The sequence below is a fragment of the Lysinibacter sp. HNR genome (assembly GCF_029760935.1).
Taxonomy (GTDB): Bacteria; Actinomycetota; Actinomycetes; order Actinomycetales; family Microbacteriaceae; genus HNR.
In genome coordinates, this window is record NZ_CP121684.1 from 17,031 (window position 1) to 34,580 (window position 17,550).

The 17,550-nt window shown below is 55.3% G+C and carries 18 protein-coding genes and 1 tRNA gene; 7 read left to right on the plus strand and 12 right to left on the minus strand.

What is annotated here, in order from left to right:
* Positions 1 to 8 precede the first annotated feature (8 nt).
* A complete protein-coding gene (locus FrondiHNR_RS00085; protein WP_279353224.1) occupies positions 9 to 164 on the plus strand; it encodes a hypothetical protein in 156 nt (51 codons plus the stop codon).
* Between the two features lie 12 nt (positions 165 to 176).
* A complete protein-coding gene (locus tag FrondiHNR_RS00090; RefSeq protein ID WP_279353225.1) occupies positions 177 to 818 on the plus strand; it encodes a gamma-glutamyl-gamma-aminobutyrate hydrolase family protein in 642 nt (213 codons plus the stop codon).
* 106 nt (positions 819 to 924) lie between these two features.
* On the opposite strand, the gene pknB is transcribed toward FrondiHNR_RS00090, so the two are convergent.
* From pknB to FrondiHNR_RS00125, 7 genes are all read right to left on the minus strand, one after another.
* Positions 925 to 2,613 (minus strand): Stk1 family PASTA domain-containing Ser/Thr kinase, encoded by a 1,689-nt coding sequence (pknB, locus tag FrondiHNR_RS00095; RefSeq protein WP_279353226.1) that lies wholly within the window; start codon positions 2,611 to 2,613, stop codon positions 925 to 927.
* 100 nt (positions 2,614 to 2,713) lie between these two features.
* Entirely contained in the window at positions 2,714 to 4,492 is a 1,779-nt protein-coding gene (locus tag FrondiHNR_RS00100) for a protein kinase (RefSeq protein WP_279353227.1), read from the minus strand.
* Positions 4,489 to 5,904 (minus strand): penicillin-binding transpeptidase domain-containing protein, encoded by a 1,416-nt coding sequence (locus FrondiHNR_RS00105; protein WP_347567109.1) that lies wholly within the window; start codon positions 5,902 to 5,904, stop codon positions 4,489 to 4,491. Before FrondiHNR_RS00105 ends, FrondiHNR_RS00100 begins: the two co-directional genes overlap by 4 nt.
* Before the next feature lie 56 nt (positions 5,905 to 5,960).
* Positions 5,961 to 7,367, minus strand: coding sequence for an FtsW/RodA/SpoVE family cell cycle protein (locus tag FrondiHNR_RS00110; protein ID WP_279353229.1), 1,407 nt, complete (start codon positions 7,365 to 7,367; stop codon positions 5,961 to 5,963).
* The gene (locus tag FrondiHNR_RS00115; protein WP_279353230.1) at positions 7,360 to 8,595 is read right to left on the minus strand and encodes a Stp1/IreP family PP2C-type Ser/Thr phosphatase; all 1,236 of its coding nucleotides are present in this window, start codon (positions 8,593 to 8,595) and stop codon (positions 7,360 to 7,362) included. Before FrondiHNR_RS00115 ends, FrondiHNR_RS00110 begins: the two co-directional genes overlap by 8 nt.
* A gap of 65 nt (positions 8,596 to 8,660) precedes the next feature.
* Positions 8,661 to 9,200 carry an FHA domain-containing protein gene (locus FrondiHNR_RS00120; protein ID WP_279353231.1) on the minus strand — a complete coding sequence of 180 codons (540 nt, stop codon included), beginning with the start codon at positions 9,198 to 9,200 and terminating at the stop codon, positions 8,661 to 8,663.
* Positions 9,197 to 9,949 (minus strand): DUF3662 and FHA domain-containing protein, encoded by a 753-nt coding sequence (locus FrondiHNR_RS00125; RefSeq protein ID WP_279353232.1) that lies wholly within the window; start codon positions 9,947 to 9,949, stop codon positions 9,197 to 9,199. The genes FrondiHNR_RS00120 and FrondiHNR_RS00125 overlap by 4 nt, the downstream gene beginning before the upstream one ends.
* Before the next feature lie 313 nt (positions 9,950 to 10,262).
* Here FrondiHNR_RS00125 and FrondiHNR_RS00130 point away from each other — a divergent pair.
* Together FrondiHNR_RS00130 and FrondiHNR_RS00135 are read left to right on the plus strand one after the other, a co-directional pair.
* Positions 10,263 to 10,346 (plus strand) — tRNA-Leu (locus FrondiHNR_RS00130).
* Positions 10,347 to 10,421: 75 nt separating this feature from the next.
* On the plus strand, positions 10,422 to 10,559 hold the full coding sequence (locus FrondiHNR_RS00135; protein WP_279353233.1) for a hypothetical protein: 138 nt from the start codon (positions 10,422 to 10,424) through the stop codon (positions 10,557 to 10,559).
* Positions 10,560 to 10,609: 50 nt separating this feature from the next.
* Here FrondiHNR_RS00135 and FrondiHNR_RS00140 read toward each other — a convergent pair whose 3' ends face one another.
* Positions 10,610 to 11,209, minus strand: coding sequence for a TetR/AcrR family transcriptional regulator (locus FrondiHNR_RS00140; RefSeq protein WP_279353234.1), 600 nt, complete (start codon positions 11,207 to 11,209; stop codon positions 10,610 to 10,612).
* Here FrondiHNR_RS00140 and FrondiHNR_RS00145 point away from each other — a divergent pair.
* The gene (locus tag FrondiHNR_RS00145; protein ID WP_279353235.1) at positions 11,203 to 12,549 is read left to right on the plus strand and encodes an MFS transporter; all 1,347 of its coding nucleotides are present in this window, start codon (positions 11,203 to 11,205) and stop codon (positions 12,547 to 12,549) included. The genes FrondiHNR_RS00140 and FrondiHNR_RS00145 overlap by 7 nt on opposite strands.
* Positions 12,550 to 12,886: 337 nt before the next feature.
* Complete coding sequence (locus tag FrondiHNR_RS00150) at positions 12,887 to 13,192, plus strand: hypothetical protein (protein WP_279353236.1); 306 nt, start codon at positions 12,887 to 12,889, stop codon at positions 13,190 to 13,192.
* 74 nt (positions 13,193 to 13,266) lie between these two features.
* Here FrondiHNR_RS00150 and FrondiHNR_RS00155 read toward each other — a convergent pair whose 3' ends face one another.
* The 4 genes from FrondiHNR_RS00155 to FrondiHNR_RS00170 all read right to left on the minus strand — a co-directional run bounded on the left by FrondiHNR_RS00155 (position 13,267) and on the right by FrondiHNR_RS00170 (position 15,463).
* Positions 13,267 to 13,671 carry a carboxymuconolactone decarboxylase family protein gene (locus tag FrondiHNR_RS00155; protein ID WP_279353237.1) on the minus strand — a complete coding sequence of 135 codons (405 nt, stop codon included), beginning with the start codon at positions 13,669 to 13,671 and terminating at the stop codon, positions 13,267 to 13,269.
* Positions 13,664 to 14,074, minus strand: a complete 411-nt coding sequence (locus FrondiHNR_RS00160) for a MerR family transcriptional regulator (protein ID WP_279353238.1) — start codon at positions 14,072 to 14,074, stop codon at positions 13,664 to 13,666. The genes FrondiHNR_RS00155 and FrondiHNR_RS00160 overlap by 8 nt, the downstream gene beginning before the upstream one ends.
* A gap of 70 nt (positions 14,075 to 14,144) precedes the next feature.
* Positions 14,145 to 14,456, minus strand: a complete 312-nt coding sequence (locus FrondiHNR_RS00165; protein WP_279353239.1) for a hypothetical protein — start codon at positions 14,454 to 14,456, stop codon at positions 14,145 to 14,147.
* Between the two features lie 158 nt (positions 14,457 to 14,614).
* Entirely contained in the window at positions 14,615 to 15,463 is an 849-nt protein-coding gene (locus FrondiHNR_RS00170) for an SDR family oxidoreductase (protein WP_279353240.1), read from the minus strand.
* Positions 15,464 to 15,688: 225 nt separating this feature from the next.
* On the opposite strand from FrondiHNR_RS00170, the gene FrondiHNR_RS00175 reads away from it, so the two are divergent.
* Positions 15,689 to 17,053: an NAD(P)/FAD-dependent oxidoreductase gene (locus tag FrondiHNR_RS00175; RefSeq protein ID WP_279353241.1), complete on the plus strand. Its 1,365-nt coding sequence runs from the start codon at positions 15,689 to 15,691 to the stop codon at positions 17,051 to 17,053.
* The last annotated feature ends 497 nt before the right edge of the window (positions 17,054 to 17,550 follow it).

The following is a 17,550-nucleotide window of genomic DNA, read 5'->3' on the forward strand; positions in this document are numbered from 1 at the left end:
TTTCTTAAATGTATGCTGCGATTTGGCGAATTTTGCCCGGACCTACCTGGCTTAAAGTAATAGAGTCCCTTATTCTTGTGGCTGCCGTTGGTTATGCTCTATTTTATTTTGTTTATCCGTGGGTGTCGAGTCTCTTGCCCGATCCCGGTTCAACCGTTGACTAGTAGGAAATCGCTGTGACTCGCATCCTTGTAATTGATAACTTTGACAGTTTTGTCTACACGCTCAACGGCTATCTCCAGCAGTTGGGCGCACACACCGCTGTGGTTCGTAACAATGTTATTTTAGGCAAAGACGCAGAGGATGTGCTTGCCAAGTACGATGGTGTCTTGATCTCTCCGGGTCCGGGTACACCCTCAGATGCAGGTGTCTCGATTGAGATGGTCCGTGCGGCTCTTAATACTAAAATCCCGCTCCTGGGGGTCTGTCTGGGACATCAGGCTATAGCCGAGGCTTTTGGTGCTACTGTAACTCACGCCGAAGAGTTGATGCACGGCAAAACTTCTCAAGTGGTACACGATTCGAGCGACTTTTACGCCGGCGTCCCCTCACCCTTCAGGGCAACGCGTTACCACTCGTTGGCTGTGGTGAGGAGCACTGTTCCTGACTCTCTCAGTGTTAACTCCGAGACTGAGTCAGGCGTTGTGATGGGATTGCGCCATCATGACGCAGAAATATACGGAGTGCAATTTCATCCAGAATCGGTCCTTACCGAGGGTGGATACAACATGCTAGGAAACTGGCTGGAGCGTGCTGGCCTCTCGGGGGCTTCCGAGCGTGCTCAGTCTCTTAGCCCCTTACTCTCGGGCGTGAGCTAGTTCACGCAGGTGTTGTTTCCCATATTCTGGGAAAATGGTTTCGCAGTTTCGCAGTTTCAAGACGATGCTTGTGCTGAGAAGGCGAGTGTATTCGCGCGCAGGATTACTAACCGCTGCAATAGAAAATCGTGATGCGGGAGCTCTGTGGCTGTTGCCCCACGAGTGACTGCGCTACAACGGGGGAGCCTGTTTCCTGGGAACAGTCTCTTTTTGCGCTCAGCTCAACTGTGAGGCGAAGGTTATTCAAAAGGTCACGGGCGGCTGTGATTCCTTGGCCGGTGACGTCCGGAATAGAGACGCTTCCCGTGGATATTGTGAGGCGAATCACTGTTCCCACGGTTGCTGTGGCTCCGATCTCGGGATCGGTCGAAATGAGGTTGTCCGTGGGTATAACAGGGTCATCCACGCGATTGATAGTGCCCACACGGAACCCAGCAGTTTCAAGTGTTTGGGTGGCCTGTTCCAGTGTCATTCGAGAAGTATCGGGCACGCTTGCAGTGGCCTTCCCAGAAGAAACATAGAGTCGTATAACATCTCTGGGAGATACTCGGGTTTCAGCGTCTGGTTCGGTACGAATAACCTTACCCGCTTCGACGGTGTCGCTTTCCTCGGTGACTGGCTGAGCCAAAAGCTCTAGCTCATTGAGTGCTTCTGTTGCCTGTTCTTGTGTTTGTCCGCTCAGGTTGGGAACAATGCGCGTGCTATCAGGGATGATTTCTCGAGGAGTGATCGTGAGTAACCAGAATGTAACGGCAACAATGATCACGCCAATGCTGAGAATCGCGGTCCACATCCACATGACGGGAGGACGATTCTGTGTGCGAACCACAGAGGTATTTTCGGCGAGTTGTTTAAGCGCCAGCTCCGATTCGGAAAGCTGGTCGGCGCTCGTTCCAAAGATAGACTCTTCCAGATCATTGGCAGCGTGAAAGTCTGGAACAGAGCCTGAGGATGAAAGTTTAACGTACTCACGGAACTCGGTAGCGGTTTGAAAGCGCTGAGTTCGGTCTTTTGCGAGTGCACGCATGACAACACGATCGAGGGATTCGGGAACAGCGGAATTCCGAGTGCTTGGAGGAAGCGGGGGCTCGCTTACATGCTGGTAGGCGACAGAGACCGCCGTGTCTCCGTTGAAAGGAACCGCACCCGTGAGCATTTCGTAGAGTACGATTCCGGCGGAATAAAGGTCGGTGCGTGTGTCTACCGTTTCGCCCTTGGCCTGTTCCGGTGAAAAGTATGCTGCTGTTCCGAGTATTGCGGTTGTCTGGGCAACTGTGGAAGAGCTATCTGAAATGGCTCGGGCAATACCGAAGTCCATAACTTTGATTTGACCACTGGGCGTGATCATAATGTTTGCGGGTTTAATGTCTCGGTGAACTACACCGGCGCGGTGAGAGTACTCCAGCGCGGTGAGGACACTCTCAATGATTCGGCAGGATTCCTCAACACCGAGAGGCCCAGAGGAGATAATTTCACGGAGATTCTGGCCCTCAACGTACTCCATGACAATAAAGGGCAGCATCACCTCTGACCCCTCGGGTGTCTGCATGAGATCTTCGCCAGCATCAAATATGCGCACGATAGTGGGATGCGCCATGCGCGATGCCGATTGTGCTTCCTGTCGGAAGCGCTCACGGAAGGCTGTATCGTTGGCAAGAGCTGCTTTAAGGATTTTTATAGCAACTGGTCGACCGAGTTTAGTATCTGTGCCGCGGAATACGGTGGACATTCCACCCGTTCCAATCAGTTCACCAACTTCATAGCGCCCCGCAAGGATGCGTCGTGCGTTGATCACAGGCGGCCTTTCAGTGGAAGTTATTGATTTTTCATTCTACGACCGAGATATAACAAAAAGCTGAGTAAGTGCGGGGTGTTGTTTCACACCCCGCGTTGGCTTAGCCCTGTGGAGAGGGTGACTCGGTTGGTCTGGTCAGAATGTTGACCGTCAGGGGGCTTGACCAGGGTGATGTCTGCTCTGCAATAGCATCCGAACCACACACAACGTTAAAGATAACGTTCATATTGGCGGCTGCCGAGCGGATTTCTGCGGTGAGTGTGTTGCCGGGCTGTCGGACTACGGTAGCCCCACCATCAACCTGCACATTGTAGCTCCGTACGTGTGTTCCCGCGGGACAGCTTGATGCAGAATCGTTCCATTGAACAACAAAGCGTGAGTTTGCATAAACACCGTTTGCGGTTGTTCCGGGGTCTGATTGATCAATGATGATGCTCGGTGTGCTTGTGGGCGTGGTGGGAGCACCGATGGGTGTGTAGTAGGTTACCGTGATTGGCTGGCTAAATAACACGTTTCTGCCAACCGGGTTTACCCTGTAAACGGTGTTTACGGCGGCTGTTGTGGGGGCGACGGAACCCGCAACCTGATTCACTGTGAAACCAAGGTTTGTGAGGCCGCGAGTGACCTCATCAAGGGGTTTGCCCGTCCAATCGCTCTCATCGATATCGGCCCCGTCGGGCTCGGGTGGTTCTGTCGGTGTGGGGGTCGGGGTCATGGTGGGAGTTGTCGGGGGTGTGGTGGGCTGTGTTCCAGCATTATTATTTCCCAGCATTGCCCAGACAGTCCCACCCAAAACCAGCACCAGGATTACAATGAGGGCAACAAGAGGCCAGGTCCACGGGCTGCGTTTTTTCTTTTTGGCGGCTTCTTCAGCGTTTTCTTCTGTTTCTGTTTCGGGATTCAGGATCGAGGTTGCGCTGGTGTCATTTTCTGGGTTTGTCGCAAGAACGGTGGTGGCATCCTCAGCGGGTAGTGCGGTTGTGAGTAGCCTGGTGGCGTCTTCTCTTGGTGCTTCTGCCCCCGAGATGATTGCGGGTACAGCGGCGGCAGCGGTTCGGATGTCACCCCGATGGAGAGCCGAAGCTGCCTGGGCGAGTTTAAGAGCATCGGTGGGGCGTTCCTTGGGATCTTTGGCCAGGCAGGCAAAAACCAGGTTGCGCAGTGGTTCGCTCACGGTTGTGGGAAGAGGAGGAGGCTGCTCGTTGATCTGAGCCATAGCGATTGCTACCTGTGACTCTCCCGTAAACGGGCGTTTTCCCGCGAGGGATTCGTAGGCGACAATTCCGAGGGAGTAGATATCGGTTGCAGCGGTTGCCTGGTGGCCGCTCGCTTGCTCGGGAGCAAGATACTGAACCGTTCCCATGACCTGACCCGTAGCGGTGAGGGGAACTTGATCAGCGATGCGAGCGATACCGAAGTCTGTAATCTTTACGCGGCCCTCGGGGGTAATGAGGAGATTTCCCGGCTTAATATCGCGGTGGACAAGGCCTGCTTCGTGTGCGGCGTGAAGGGCTGAGGCGGTCTGGGCAATAATTCCCAGGACACGATCTGAGGGAAGAACCCCTTCCCGCTCAAGAATGGTGGAGAGCGGCTCTCCCGGAACCAACTCCATCACAATGTATGCAGAACCCTGTTCTTCACCGTAGTCAAAGACGTTGGCTATTCCCTCGTTATTGACGAGGGCTGCGTGACGAGCTTCAGCACGGAAGCGTTCCAGGAAGCCCGGATCTCCCATGTACTCGTCTTTAAGGATCTTGATTGCGACAGTACGGCCGATAATGCGGTCGGTTGCTTTCCAAACCTCGCCCATGCCACCAATCGCGATTCGCGAAATGAGCTCATAACGTCCACCAAATGTCAGTCCTGAAGTTGGTCTCATTGGTTTAGCACCGCCTCTATAATTTTCTTTCCAATTGGAGCAGCAATCTCTTCGGATGTTGCAGCCGTTCCTCGTCCCGCACCGTCTTCAACCACAACAGCCACGGCTACCTGAGGGTTTTCAGCCGGGGCAAATCCAGTAAACCAGAGTGTGTAGGGTTTAGGATTTCCACTGCTGTCCTCACCATTTTCTGCCGTCCCCGTTTTACCCGCAACGTTTACTCCGTCTATTCTCGCAGGTCTTGCGCTACCGTTTGGAGCGGAGACGGTCTGAACCATGATATCCGTAAGAGTCTTTGCAATTTCTGGTGTGAGGGCTGTCGAGAGTTCCTCGGCTTTGAACTCGCTCTGGACGCTAAGGTTGGGGTTAATAACGCTCTCAACAAGCTGGGGCTTCATGAGTTTACCTCCGTTTGCGATGGAGGCAGAAACCATCGCCATCTGGAGGGGAGTAGCGATAACATCTTGCTGCCCTATGGCGCTCAAAGCGCTCTGGGGGGCGTTCATCACACGATTAAATTTGCTGGGTGTTACTCGGAGGGGAATTCGTAAGTCTTGATTAAAACCAAACTTTTCGGCCTGGTTAAAGATCGCTTCACTACCCATATCCACACCTATCTGAGCGAATTGCGTGTTACACGACATGATTAAGCCGGTTTCAAGGGTGGTGGTTGGACCGGGGCCACACAACCCTCTCCAGGAGTTTCGGATGGCTGAGTTTGTTTGAGGTAGTGGGAATTCGCCAGTGTTGGGGAATGTTGACCCCGGGGTGTATTGGCCGCTTTCAAGGGCGGCGGCAGCGGTGACAAGTTTAAAGGTGGAACCCGGGTGGTTAAGGTTTCCGGTAATGGCACGGTTGAAGAGAGGTCCGGCGGGGTCCTCGAGAAGCCGGTTGTAGACTTCGAGGATTGCGGCATTGTCGTGCACCGCAAAATCGTTGGGATTAAAAGTGGGTTTTGAGGCCATCGCAAGAATTTTGCCCGTGTTGGGAACAAAGGCAACCGCTGCGCCGGAGTAGTTTTCGAGTGCATCAAAGGCAGCCTGCTGCGCTGTTGCGTTGAGGGTGAGGTTGACCGCTGCGCCCTGTTGCTGCTGGCCCGTTACTATTCGGGTGATGTCGTCTATGAAGCTCTCGTTTGCGCCGCTTAACTCGTCGTTCATGGCGCCTTCAATACCCGTTCGCCCTTGGGTGTGGGTGAAGTAGCCTGTTACGGGAGCGTATAGTTCCCCCTGGGGGTAGACCCGCTGGAATCTGAAGCGATCATCTATTGGAACGGATTCCGCGATGGGTACGCCGCCAACCAGTATCGGGCCGCGCTGTATCTGATAGCTATCAAGTATTGCCCGAGTATTGCGTGCGTCGCTTTGGAGGTTATCGGCTTGAAATCCTTGAATAATCGTTGAGGATGTCATGATCGAGAAAAACATCAAAAATATAACTATAGTTACATATTTTATTTGTTTATTCACTATTGAATCACCATCCTGGGTTGATTACGAATGGTGTCAGAGATCCTGAGGAAAAGTGCAACAATTATCCAGTTTGCGAGAAGGGATGAACCACCGGCGGCTAAGAATGGCGCGGTGAGTCCCGTGAGGGGAATGACGCGGGTTACGCCACCGATCACAATAAAAATCTGGAGTGCGATGAGGAAGGTCATTCCTATCGCGAGCAACTTCCCAAAATCATCTCTTGCGGCAAAGCTGATGCGAAGACCGCGACCCACGAGCAGCATATACAGGGAGAGAAGGATGAATACTCCAGCGAGTCCAAGCTCCTCAGCGATGCTGGAAAATATGTAATCGCTCTGGGCAAGTGGCGTTATTTGGGGGCGGCCCTGACCAAGGCCAGTGCCGACCAGTCCCCCCTGCGCCATCCCAAAGAGGCCCTGCACGATTTGGTAGCTGCCGTGAACGCCCTCGTATAGTTCTTGATTGAATGGATCAAGCCAGTGATTAAAGCGGCCCCGCACGTATTCGAGGGTTTGGCTGGCAACAAGAGCGCCACCAAGAAACATGCCGAGCCCCAGAATAACCCACATGAGCCGTCCCGTGGCAACGTAGACAATCACCAGGAAGATTCCAAAGTAGAGGAGTGCTGTGCCCAGATCCTGTTGAAACACGATGACAGACATGGCCATGAGCCAAAAAAGCAGCAGGGGCCCCAGGTCGCGCACTCGTGGCAGTGAGACTCCCATGAATTTTTTTCCCACCATGGAGAGCGAGTCGCGATTGCTTACAAGGTATCCGGCCATGAAAATTGCGAGGGTGAGTTTTGCCATCTCGCCCGGTTGAAAGCTCATTGTCCCGATGCTGATCCACACTTGGGCACCATTGATGGTTCTGCCTAGGCCTGGAACCATCGGGAGAAGGAGCAGCACCGTGGTGAGCAGGCCGGCAATGTAGGTGTAGCGGAGAAGCATTCTGTGGTTGCGAATAACAATGAGCACCACGATTGCAAGGGAAACCGATATTGCCGACCACAGTACCTGCCGCGAGGAGGATGAATCCCAGAGGTCTTGATCGAGGCCTAGGTCAATGCGGTAAATCAGTGCTATGCCAATTCCATTAAGCACGGTTGCAATCGGAATGATCAGAGGATCGGCGTCGGCGGCAACCATTCGAACCGTGAGGTGCAGGGCAAAAATTACCGCGCAAAGGCTGAGATTGAGCAGCAGGGGAGTGACATCAATTTCGTCCAGAGCGCCCCACTGTACCAGAACGATAGCGCTGAGGTTGATACCAAAGGCAAAGATGAGAAGAACAAGCTCGAGATTGCGTAGTTTGCCTGGAAGTTTGCTCGACTTGGGCGGTTTGATGCGCTCAACCGATTTATCAATTTGGGGTTTTTCGATGTGGAGAGATGAGCTAGTCATTCACATCCTCCAATCGTGTCACTATCTTGCGGGCGTTTTCTAGTGAGTCGGCGCTGATGGTCTCAGTAAGGCGTTGTTGATCAAACTGTCCCAGGTCTTTAACTGGGATGCCGGTGTCTTCGTAAACGGACGATAGTGAGATGGGGCCGATATCTTGCTGCACACCCCGATAAATAATTACTGTTGAGCCGTTTGTTCCTACAAAGAAACGTGTTTGAGTCCACTGGTACGCAATAAATGCACTGGACACGAGGACAATAAGTACCAGGAGCATGGAGAGGAACCAAAAGAGTCGCCGCTGTCTGACCCGACGCTTTGACTCTGCAATGATCTCGTCGAGATACTCGTCTCCACCGGGTTCGAAGTGGCTTTCGGGAACCGGGGCAATCCTGCGGCCACCACGCAACCATCCCCCCGGTTGAACGATCTCTGCATCACTTTCGCCGTATGCAATAGGAAGGGCTGCCGCACCCACCATTTTGGTTTCGAGGGGAGGTTGTGGGGTTCCGTGAGCTTCCACAAGAATTGCCGTGACATTATCGGGAGCTCCGTGTACCAGGCTTTTTTCGATGAGTTTGTCGACTGCGCTTTCTAGCGAGATTCGATTGACCAGGATGTCGTACATCTCGTCATTGCTGACGTAGCTGCTGAGACCGTCGGAGCACAGTAGCCAGACATCATCGGGTTGGGCGGTAAAGACCATTGTGTCTATTTCAGGGGAGGAGTCTACATCGCCGAGCACGCGCATCAGTACGGAACGGCGTGGATGAGTCTTTGCCTCTTCTTCTGTGATTCGGCCGCTTTCAACAAGGCGTTGGACAAACGTGTGATCTTCGGTGATTTGGCTGAGTTCACCCCCGCGTAAAAGATAGATGCGCGAGTCGCCAATGTGTCCGAGTGCTAATTGATCACCAACCGCTATGAGGCCGCTCACGGTGGTGCCCATTCCCGCGAGTTCTGGATGTTCATAGACGGTTTCGCTGAGCACCTTGTTGACGTCTAGCAGCTTTTCACGGAAGCTTTCCGTGGCCTCCTCTGGCTTATCAAACTCGCGATCAAGGTCGGTGATTTTTTTAATAGTGAGCGCCGAGGCGACATCTCCACCCGCGTGGCCGCCCATTCCATCGGCGACCACAAACATGTGTTGTCCCGAGTATCCGGAGTCTTGGTTATTAGCGCGAACCATGCCCACGTGGGAACTCGCAGCAGTGGAGAAGAACACGGTCATTCGCGCCTCCCGGAAAGGAGGCGGAGATTCTCGCGTGTCTGTGCTGTGCGGTGAATGATCACGTTTTAGTTTCTCAGTTCGAACGTGGTTTTGCCGATTGTTATCGGGGTGTTGAGTGGGACCGGCGTTGGTGATGACACTCGTGAGGAGTTGAGGAGGGTTCCGTTGGTGGAGTCAAGGTCGTGGATGTACCACTGATCTGCCTTGAGAACTAAGCGGGCGTGGTGTGTGGAGGTGTACTCATCGCGAATGACAAGACCGGAATCGCTCGAGCGACCTATTGTGAGGGGTTCGGTTCCGAGCGGGAACTCTTCGCCGGTTTTAGGCCCGCTGGTAATAACGAGGCGTCGTGCGGGGGCCGACGGAGCGGAGGGCGTTGTTGGCGTGGCAATGATATCGGTTGCTGGGTCGCCCGTGAGGGAGGCCGAAACCCGAAAGTTTGCTGTGGGCGGTACAGGCTGGGTTTCTTGTGGGCTTGAGTCTTTGAGTTTTCGCGTAGAAACACCAAAGAGATCACTTCTTAGTGCGTATACCACTGCAAAAACGAACCCCCACAGAACGAGGAGGAACACGAGGCGAAGCACCAAAAGTGTTAGCTCACTCACAGATCCCTCCAGAAATCATCCTGCACCTGAGGCTGGACAACAGTTTTGTCTTCTACCCGGGTGTTTGACCTGGGTGTTGGGGAAGTTGCTTGAGGGAGCACTCGATAGATAATACGCGTTTGTCCGATTAAAATCTCGGAGTTTGGCTCTAATACGACCTCTGAGACGGAGTTTCCGTTAACTTTTGTGCCGTTTGTGGAACCCAGATCGCGTACTTTACTGTTGCGCCCATCCCATACTATTTCGATGTGTTTGCGGGAGGTGCCCGTATCGTTCAGGGTGATGTCTGCGTCGCGGCCGCGACCAATAACCGTGCGAGGCTTGGTGATCGGATGACGCTTGCCATCGATATCAAGAACCGGGCTCCAGGACACTGAACCCTTGAGAGTTTCAACATCAATCTGAAGTATCCCGTCGGAGAGGTTTGTGTCGGATTTGAGCTTAAGAGAGATAGGCCCGGCAAATTGGTACCCCTGAATTTTTGCGTGTTTGTTAATAACCTGCAGGAGCTCGTCGCGAAGGGTTTCGCCCATGTTCGTTACACGTTTGTAGTCCTGGGGAGAAATCCGTATGACAAAAGAATTGGGTGCGAGGGTTCTGTCGCGATCCACCACGACCGCGTTAACATCGAGTTCGCGCCTGAGAGCGGCTGCGATCTCTACCGGTTGTAACCCTGAGCGGAACGTTTTAGCGAAGGCACTATTGACCACGCGCTCAAGCCCGCGCTCAAAGTTCTCTAGAATTCCCACTAATTACTCCACACGATTTACCGGTTGGTTCACAAGAATGTTACTTGTATTGGCTGTGAGTTTGAGAATCGACAGGCTGAATCTTCGGGTTTATCTGGCTTTTTTGCGTCATTTCTTGCCTCGTTTCTTCTGGTTTTTAGGGTTCTTTTCTTGTTGGAAGTCTCATTTTGTTGTAGCTAAATCGTATACGGAGAATCAGCCTAACTAACCTTTATCAGAAGATTGTGGATAGGTTTTGGTTTGGGAAATCCTGTGGATACTGGTAATCTCACTTAGTCGTTGTGTTTTCTCTACGGTGAGCGCAGCGGAACACGCGCGAGTGGCGGAATTGGTAGACGCGCTGGCTTCAGGTGCCAGTGCCCGCAAGGGCGTGGGGGTTCAAGTCCCCCCTCGCGCACGCGAATGAAATGGCCCCTGGCTTGGGATTAAGTTCTCAAGGTCGGGGGTCGTTTGCGTTGGAAGCGCTAGAAAAGTGCATTCAAAGAACAGGGGTTGGTCTGGTCTTGAGGGTCAGCACTCAGGGCGGCACGGTTTTGTGGGAATTTCTTGGGACGTGGGCGAGGTTTGGGTGCGTCTTGATGAAGCTGGTGCCGGTGGGGGCCTGGCCTGAGTCGGTGGCAGTTATTGATGAAACGGTTGCGTTGTTCAGCCCGTGCGGGTCTAGTGGTTCTGGCGAAGGCCTTCAACGAACAGAGCCGCTGCGGATGCTGCCTCGCTCAGACGTTCCGTTCGCTCCGTGTCCGACGCTGCTGCAATCCACTGGGAGGCATCCCGTAGTGCTCCCGTCAGGAGCATCGCCAGCGTTCGTGGAGAGGCCCCCGCGGGGAGTAGGCCCTTACCGCGGGCTTGCTCGAACAGCGTCTCTAACGAGGCAAGGCACGAGTTGACCGATGCTTCAGTAACCTCCGGTAGTACCGCAGGGGCATCCTTGAAGAGAATCTGCTGCATGTCGGCGGCCTGGGTGAGTTCGAGATAGGCGCGGCTGCGCTTCGCGAGCGCGGTCAATGGATCGTCATACCGAGCGCTAACTACCCCGAGTCGATTGCACAGCTCTGCATCAATCGCTTTCACCACTCCTACGAGCAGACCGCTCTTGCCCGCGAAGTGATGGTAGAGCGCCCCCCGAGTCAGCCCGACTGAAGCAGTGAGATCATCCATCGAGGTTGCTGCGTACCCGAAGCGGCCGAAGAACTCGCGGGCTGCTCCAACGAGCAAGCCGTGTGTCTCGTCCAGCATCTGTGCTCGACTACGCCGTGTCATCTCGTTCACTCCCTCCGTTTCGCTTCTCCTCACAGTCTAACTTGACATACGCATCGTACGTGGATGAGAATCTGTCATATTCACATACGCAATGTATGTGGCTGTTGGATGAGGCCAGAGGAGCATTCGTGACAGAACCGACCATGACCCCTGAACACCATGGGTTGGAAAGCACTGAACCGCAGAAGGCAACGCGGAGGCTATCGCCGTGGGCTGCGGTTGCCGCAATCACCGCGAGCACGTTCACGGTCGTCACCTCCGAGATGATGCCCGTTGGCCTGCTCACCCCGCTCGCTGACGCCCTGGGCGTATCGGAAGGCATCGCCGGTCTCTCGTTGACGATCACGGGGGTGCTCGGTGCGGTGCTCTCGCCGTTCGCCCCGGTGCTTATCGGCCGGTTGGATCGCCGGATTGCGCTCATCGTCTTCATGGGGTTGCTGGCTGTGGCGAATCTCGTGTCCGGGTTCGCTCAGACGTTCACGGTGCTCATGCTCAGCCGGGTACTGCTGGGCGTGGCTCTCGGCTTGGTCTGGGGCATCGCTGCGGGCATCGGCCTCCGCCTCGTTGACGAGTCGCAAATCGGGAAAGCGATGACCTGGATCTTCTCCGGTGTCGCCCTCGCCTCCGTGCTCGGCATTCCCGCGGGCACCTACACTGCCTCGCTCATTGACTGGCGGGCAGCGTTCTTCACGCTTGCCGCCCTCTCTGGCGTCGTCGTGGTGGTACTAGCGATCACATTGCCCAGGTTGCCCGTGACGGAGCGGGCGACGGTGCGCGGCCTGTTCGGGGTGCTGGGGAACTCCGGGGTGCGCAACGGCCTGATAGTGACCGCATGCGTTGTCGTCGGCCATTTTACCGCGTTCACTTACGTGCGACCGCTCCTCGACGGATCCGGTGCAACACCCGCCGTGATCGCCTTGATCCTTGCATTCTATGGTGCGGCCGGGATTGCGGGAACCTTCGGCCTCGGGCCGCTCGCTGGTAGCCGACCGCGTACCTCAAGCCTGGTTGTGACCGCGGGCATCGCCACGTGCATTGCCTTGCTGACGCTCGACCTGGGGTTGTCGATCGTGGTGATCGTGGTCGCAGCGTGGGGCGTCGCATATGGCGGGGTTGCCGTGTCCACCCAGTCATGGACGAGGCAGGCCGACCCTGCCCGGGTCGAGACCAGTGCTGCGATCTGGTCGGGTGTCTTCAACGCAGGGATCGCCGCAGGAGCCGCACTCGGCGGCACCCTCATCGATGGAGCAGGACTCGGCGTCACGCTATGGACGGGCGCAACCCTTGCCGCTATTGCTGCGCTCATCGCGCTGTCCAGCCGTGTCACACAGAGACAGTAGTGCGTTCTTGCGCGTGGTGTCGACGCGAACCGGCGCGTGAGCGACTCGGATTGAACACCAATTCCCTTTAGCTGCAGGAGGCATCATCATGTCCGGGCAAACCACACCCACCGCAGGGGGTAACTCGGCGATTCCGGGTGGCTCGGGCACAAGTACGGGCTGGACGCCTGGGAGGTCGCTTCGGCAGCATTCGAGACGATGCTTCATCGTTCGACGTGCGCCGCCCGCAATCCTGGGTGGTCGTTATTCCTTCTGTGCAGATTACCTGCAGGGTCGAGTTGCGAGCCGCCGAGTGGTCTCCGCAATGACGAGATATTGAGCAAGGCGATCCGCGCTGTTGTTCCCGGCGTACGGCCCAAGCGATGAACCTCTGCTGAAAGATGCGGGAGCCAAAGGCCTGGTACCGCCGGGCCATCCGCCTTCGGAGCTCACCCTGCCGCTATTTGCAATGCCCGGTGGGGTGAGGAGTGGGGGGCGTTCGCAGCAGGTATGCGATCACGGTGAGGTCGTCCACGTCCACGCGGTGATCCCCGGATTCGAGTTTGCTGATCTCCGGCGGCGAGAATTTGTGCCCGGTGGTGGCGATACCGTGAGAGAGGGTACGCAAGTCCATGCCGACGGTTTGGCAGACGACACGGACTGAATACGGGAGTACCGAATCGGCACCCCGCATCGCTGCGTTCACCGACGGAATGAGAAGTGAGATCTGCGAGCCCGCTATACGAGGGGCATCAACCCGCGCTCGGTAAAGACCTTCTCCGCGGTGAACGTGGCATTGAGGGCACGAGGGAAACCGCAGTATACCGCTGAGTGTAGGAACGCTTCGATGATCTGTTTCGGTTCAAGACCGACATTCAGCGCCGCATTGATGTGGACTTCGAGTTGCGGCTCGCATCCGCCGAGCGCCGTCAGCATACCGAGGGTGACGAGCTGGCGATCCCGTGGCGCAAGCTCCGTGCGGGAGTACATCTCACCGAATGCCCACGCCACGACTTGATGCCCGAGCTCCGGGGAAATGTCTGTGAGATTGTCGATGATGTTGGTGCCTGCGGTGCCATCCACAGCATCGAGCACGATCTTACCGTCCGCGAATCTGCGGGCGCGCTCATCTGAATCAGGCATGTTTGGAGTCCTCTCGTGGGGGTTCGAGCGCGTCGAGCTGCTCGCGGTAGGTTGTGATCTTCTCGGCTAATGCGTGCTCGTGCGCGGTGAGCTGCGCGATCTGCTCACGCAGACGTGTGCGGTGTGCTTCGAGCATGTTGAGACGGCCGCCCGTGGTCATTGGGCCTTGCTCGCGAAGGGCCGCGTATTCACGCATCCGTGCGACGGGCATCCCTGTCTCGCGCAGCCGCAGAAGGAATCGCACCCATTCCACATCGGCGCGCGAGTAACGACGCTGGTTGCCCGAGTTTCGTGTGACGGGTCGGATCAGACCGGCGCGCTCGTAGTAGCGGAGCGTGTGTCCGGAGACTCCCGTCTCGGCGCTCATCTGCGCCACGGTCAGCCCATCGTTGCTTTCGGTCATGCAACCAGGATAGAAGTTTGAGCGCACTCTAAGGCAAGTCGATGTCGGAACTTCCGCCGGCCACCCTGCGTCATAGGCCGAGCGAGTCTCGGTGTGGGTCACTGGTTCCGAAGTCGTGGTCGTGTGACGAGCTGTGGAGTTTGCGGGAGCAAGCTTCACGCGCGAGGCGGGCCTGCTCTGCCGTGTCGCATTGCGCTTCGATCCGCTTCGCGGCCTCCCGCGCAGGCATCCCTCGGAGCTGGGCGACTTCCTCATGGACCTCCGCTTGGGTGGCACATACTCGGCGTAATCGTTTCCCTAGGCCGAGCAGTTCCTGACCTGAAGGGGTGCCTGGGCGCAGAGTGAGATGACTGCGAAGGTTCATCCACACGCTTTGACGCATAGGCCCCACCTTGGGGTGCTCGCCGGGCGGCGGCTCATTGCGTCTGTTGGAATGTCTTCCGGTAGGCGGCGGGTGAGACTCCGGTGCAAGCATGAAGGCGCGTACGTAGTGCATTGGCCGAACCGAAACCGGCACGGTGAGCGATCGTGTCGATCGAGTCAGTAGTAGTCTCCAAGAGCCGTTTCGCCAACTCCATACGACGAAGGAGAAGCCACTGGGTAGGGCCCGTACCCATACGTGCGCGGAATGTGCGGCATGGTTTCTAAAATCTCCTCCAGGACCTCAGTCGAGCGATCTGTTGAAGAAGGATTCAGGTACCCCGTGTTCACCGGGCCGGGATTGATCGCGTTAAGCAGGATTCCCAATCGAACTAACTCAGACGCAGCGGTGCGAACCAGGCCTGCTAAAGCCGCCTTGCTCATCGCGTAGGCTATCTCTCCCGGCATGGGCCTAGCCTGGCTCGAGGTGAGCCAGATCACCCTGCCGGTCTCATACTCACTCACCTTTTTATCTGGCGCAACCGTATCGCCTGGTGCGGCAGACAGGCCTCCTCTCAGCCCGGAGAAGGCCTGTGCAAAGAGGCTCGTGAGCAAGACTGTAGACCTGGTATTAACGAAGAAATGATCATCGAGTCTGTTGGTGTTAATATCCAATATTGAACCGTCAGAACCGCTGCGTGCGTGATTGCAGATCATGATCTCAAGGGAACCGGTCAGCGCGAGTGCGTGCTCCATGAGGGTAGAGGGAGCATCCGGGCCAGCCAGGTCAAGCGAGATATCCGCAAAAGACGCGTCCACTGTCAGATGCTCCGATAGCTCGTGACGCAGCGCGTCGAGGTTATCTCCCTTCCAGGGCTGCTGCTCGTCGTGTGTTGAATAGTGGCTGATAAAGATGCTGGCTCCGTCCTGAGCCAGGCGCTTTGCGGCGGCAAAGCCGACACCGCTCCTACGTGAGACCCTGGTGATGAGAGCGGTTTGTCCCGACAATGGAAGTTTTTTACCATTCATATACAAATTATAAATGATATAACTGAAGTAAATCTTAATTGTTTCCTATTCTTTAATATGCCCGTTTTGATAAACTTGGAAGTGGCCGCGGATTATCAAGACACGATGTATTTTGCGTGCCATCATCATTCAGGACCTCACTGGAGATTTGAGGCAAGTGCCTGCGACGGACGGGAACGTCGCCGATGGTGCTCTGCCGAGAAAAAATTAACGAAATGAGGATCTGTGAATGCGAAGAAAAAGAGGCTTGCGATTCTTGGCGCAGGCCCGAGCGGTATGGCTCAGCTACGAGCATTTGAGTCCGCAGCTCGCCAAGGTGCGGACATCCCTGAACTTGTGTGTTTCGAGAAACAGTCGAATTGGGGCGGTCAGTGGAACTACACCTGGCGCACGGGGCTCGACAAACACGGTGAGCCTGTGCATTCCAGTATGTACCGCAACCTGTGGTCGAACGGGCCGAAGGAGGGACTCGAATTCGCCGACTACACGTTTGATAGGCACTTTGAGCGACCGATCTCGTCCTATCCACCCCGTTCAGTGCTGTGGGATTACATTTCTGGACGCTTGCAGCAAAGCGATGTGCGCAAATTTATCCGATTCGAAACTGTTGTTCGAGGTGTCGATTTTGTCCGAGAAAGTGGCCAGTTTGTTGTTCGAAGCGAGCACTTGCCAAGCGGTGAGACAGCGGATGAATTATTCGACCACATAGTAGTAGCAAGTGGGCATTTTTCTGTTCCCAATAGTCCGGAGATCTTGGGAATAGAGACATTTCCAGGGATACTCATGCACGCACATGATTTTCGCGGTGCCGAATCGTTTAGGAATCTTGATGTCCTCGTTGTTGGCTCAAGTTATTCGGCTGAAGATATCGGTAGCCAAGCCTACAAAATGGGCGCGAAGTCAGTAAAGGCTAGCTATCGCACCAAACCGATGGGATATGCGTGGCCAAAGGGGTTTGAAGAGCGTCCTGCCGTCAAGCAGATTAACGGAAGCACAGTGCGATTTGTCGATGGGACCACAGCGCACGTTGATGTCATTATTCTCTGCACTGGATATTTACACAAATACCCGTTTCTACCCCAAAATCTTGCGCTTTCGGGAGCTAATACCCTCTTTCCTGAAGGCCTCTACCGGGGAGTTGTGTGGCAGCGAAATCCGGCACTCTTCTATCTCGGTGCACAAGACCAGTGGCTTACATTCAACATGTTCGATGCCCAAGCCTGGTACGTGCGAGATCTGATCCTTGGTAGAGCTCACCTTCCTAGCGAGTCTGATCGGAATGAATCAATCGCAAAATGGAGAGCGCATTTCGAATCATTGACTGAAGCGGTCGAGGCGCTTCGGTTTCAAGCCGAATATGTCCGTGATTTGATACAGCAAACGGATTACCCTGATTTTGATATCGATGCGGTCGTGGAGGTCTTTGCTAGCGCTTTGCGTGATAAAAAGGACGACATTATGGGGTATCGGGATCGCTCTTACCGATCTGTCATGACCGGCACGATGGCTGTCCCCCACCACACCCCCTGGATCGAGGAGCATGATGACAGCCTAGAACGTTACTTATGTGCAGTTCCTGACGGGTTATGAGTACATGAACTGAGGTAAAGACCTCCGGCAGGATGTGGGTTACCACGCTCGTAATCTCTATAACCGGAGGTCTTCAGTCCCGTGCTCATGCATCTTTCACCGCTGTTGAGAACCAAGGCCTCGCAGCGGTGATTGTTGGCCAGGGACGGTCGGTCCGTCGCGCTGCGGAAAGCTACCGGATGTCCAGTTAGCACATCTCAATCGAGCGATGGGATTGCCTTGCCCCTGGGTTATGCGTGGGGGTTGATGGCAGCGATTTCGATTGCGAGTGGATGCATTTTGATGATCTCCTGGGGGGCAAACTGTTCAGGAGGCGCTCGCTGCGCTAGGGTACCGTGGGGACACACTGTTCTGTTCCAGATTCCACAAAGTCTCAGGAACTCATTATCCTCAAAATTATGACTCAACAAACGCGACCCCTGCCGCGACGCGCACTACTTCCGAGAACATCACTCCACAAAGCACTACCTAGTACAACGTTGCCTCACAGGCTACCG

Excerpts from the sequence above, each read along its gene's own strand:
- FrondiHNR_RS00085 (WP_279353224.1), top strand. The coding sequence starts at position 9 with ATGTATGCTGCGATTTGGCGAATTTTGCCCGGACCTACCTGGCTTAAA.
- FrondiHNR_RS00100 (WP_279353227.1), bottom strand. The coding sequence starts at position 4,492 with ATGAGACCAACTTCAGGACTGACATTTGGTGGACGTTATGAGCTCATT.
- FrondiHNR_RS00105 (WP_347567109.1), bottom strand. The coding sequence starts at position 5,904 with ATGACATCCTCAACGATTATTCAAGGATTTCAAGCCGATAACCTCCAA.
- FrondiHNR_RS00110 (WP_279353229.1), bottom strand. The coding sequence starts at position 7,367 with ATGACTAGCTCATCTCTCCACATCGAAAAACCCCAAATTGATAAATCG.
- FrondiHNR_RS00115 (WP_279353230.1), bottom strand. The coding sequence starts at position 8,595 with ATGACCGTGTTCTTCTCCACTGCTGCGAGTTCCCACGTGGGCATGGTT.
- FrondiHNR_RS00140 (WP_279353234.1), bottom strand. The coding sequence starts at position 11,209 with ATGACACGGCGTAGTCGAGCACAGATGCTGGACGAGACACACGGCTTG.
- FrondiHNR_RS00155 (WP_279353237.1), bottom strand. The coding sequence starts at position 13,671 with ATGCCTGATTCAGATGAGCGCGCCCGCAGATTCGCGGACGGTAAGATC.
- FrondiHNR_RS00160 (WP_279353238.1), bottom strand. The coding sequence starts at position 14,074 with ATGACCGAAAGCAACGATGGGCTGACCGTGGCGCAGATGAGCGCCGAG.
- FrondiHNR_RS00165 (WP_279353239.1), bottom strand. The coding sequence starts at position 14,456 with ATGCGTCAAAGCGTGTGGATGAACCTTCGCAGTCATCTCACTCTGCGC.
- FrondiHNR_RS00170 (WP_279353240.1), bottom strand. The coding sequence starts at position 15,463 with ATGAATGGTAAAAAACTTCCATTGTCGGGACAAACCGCTCTCATCACC.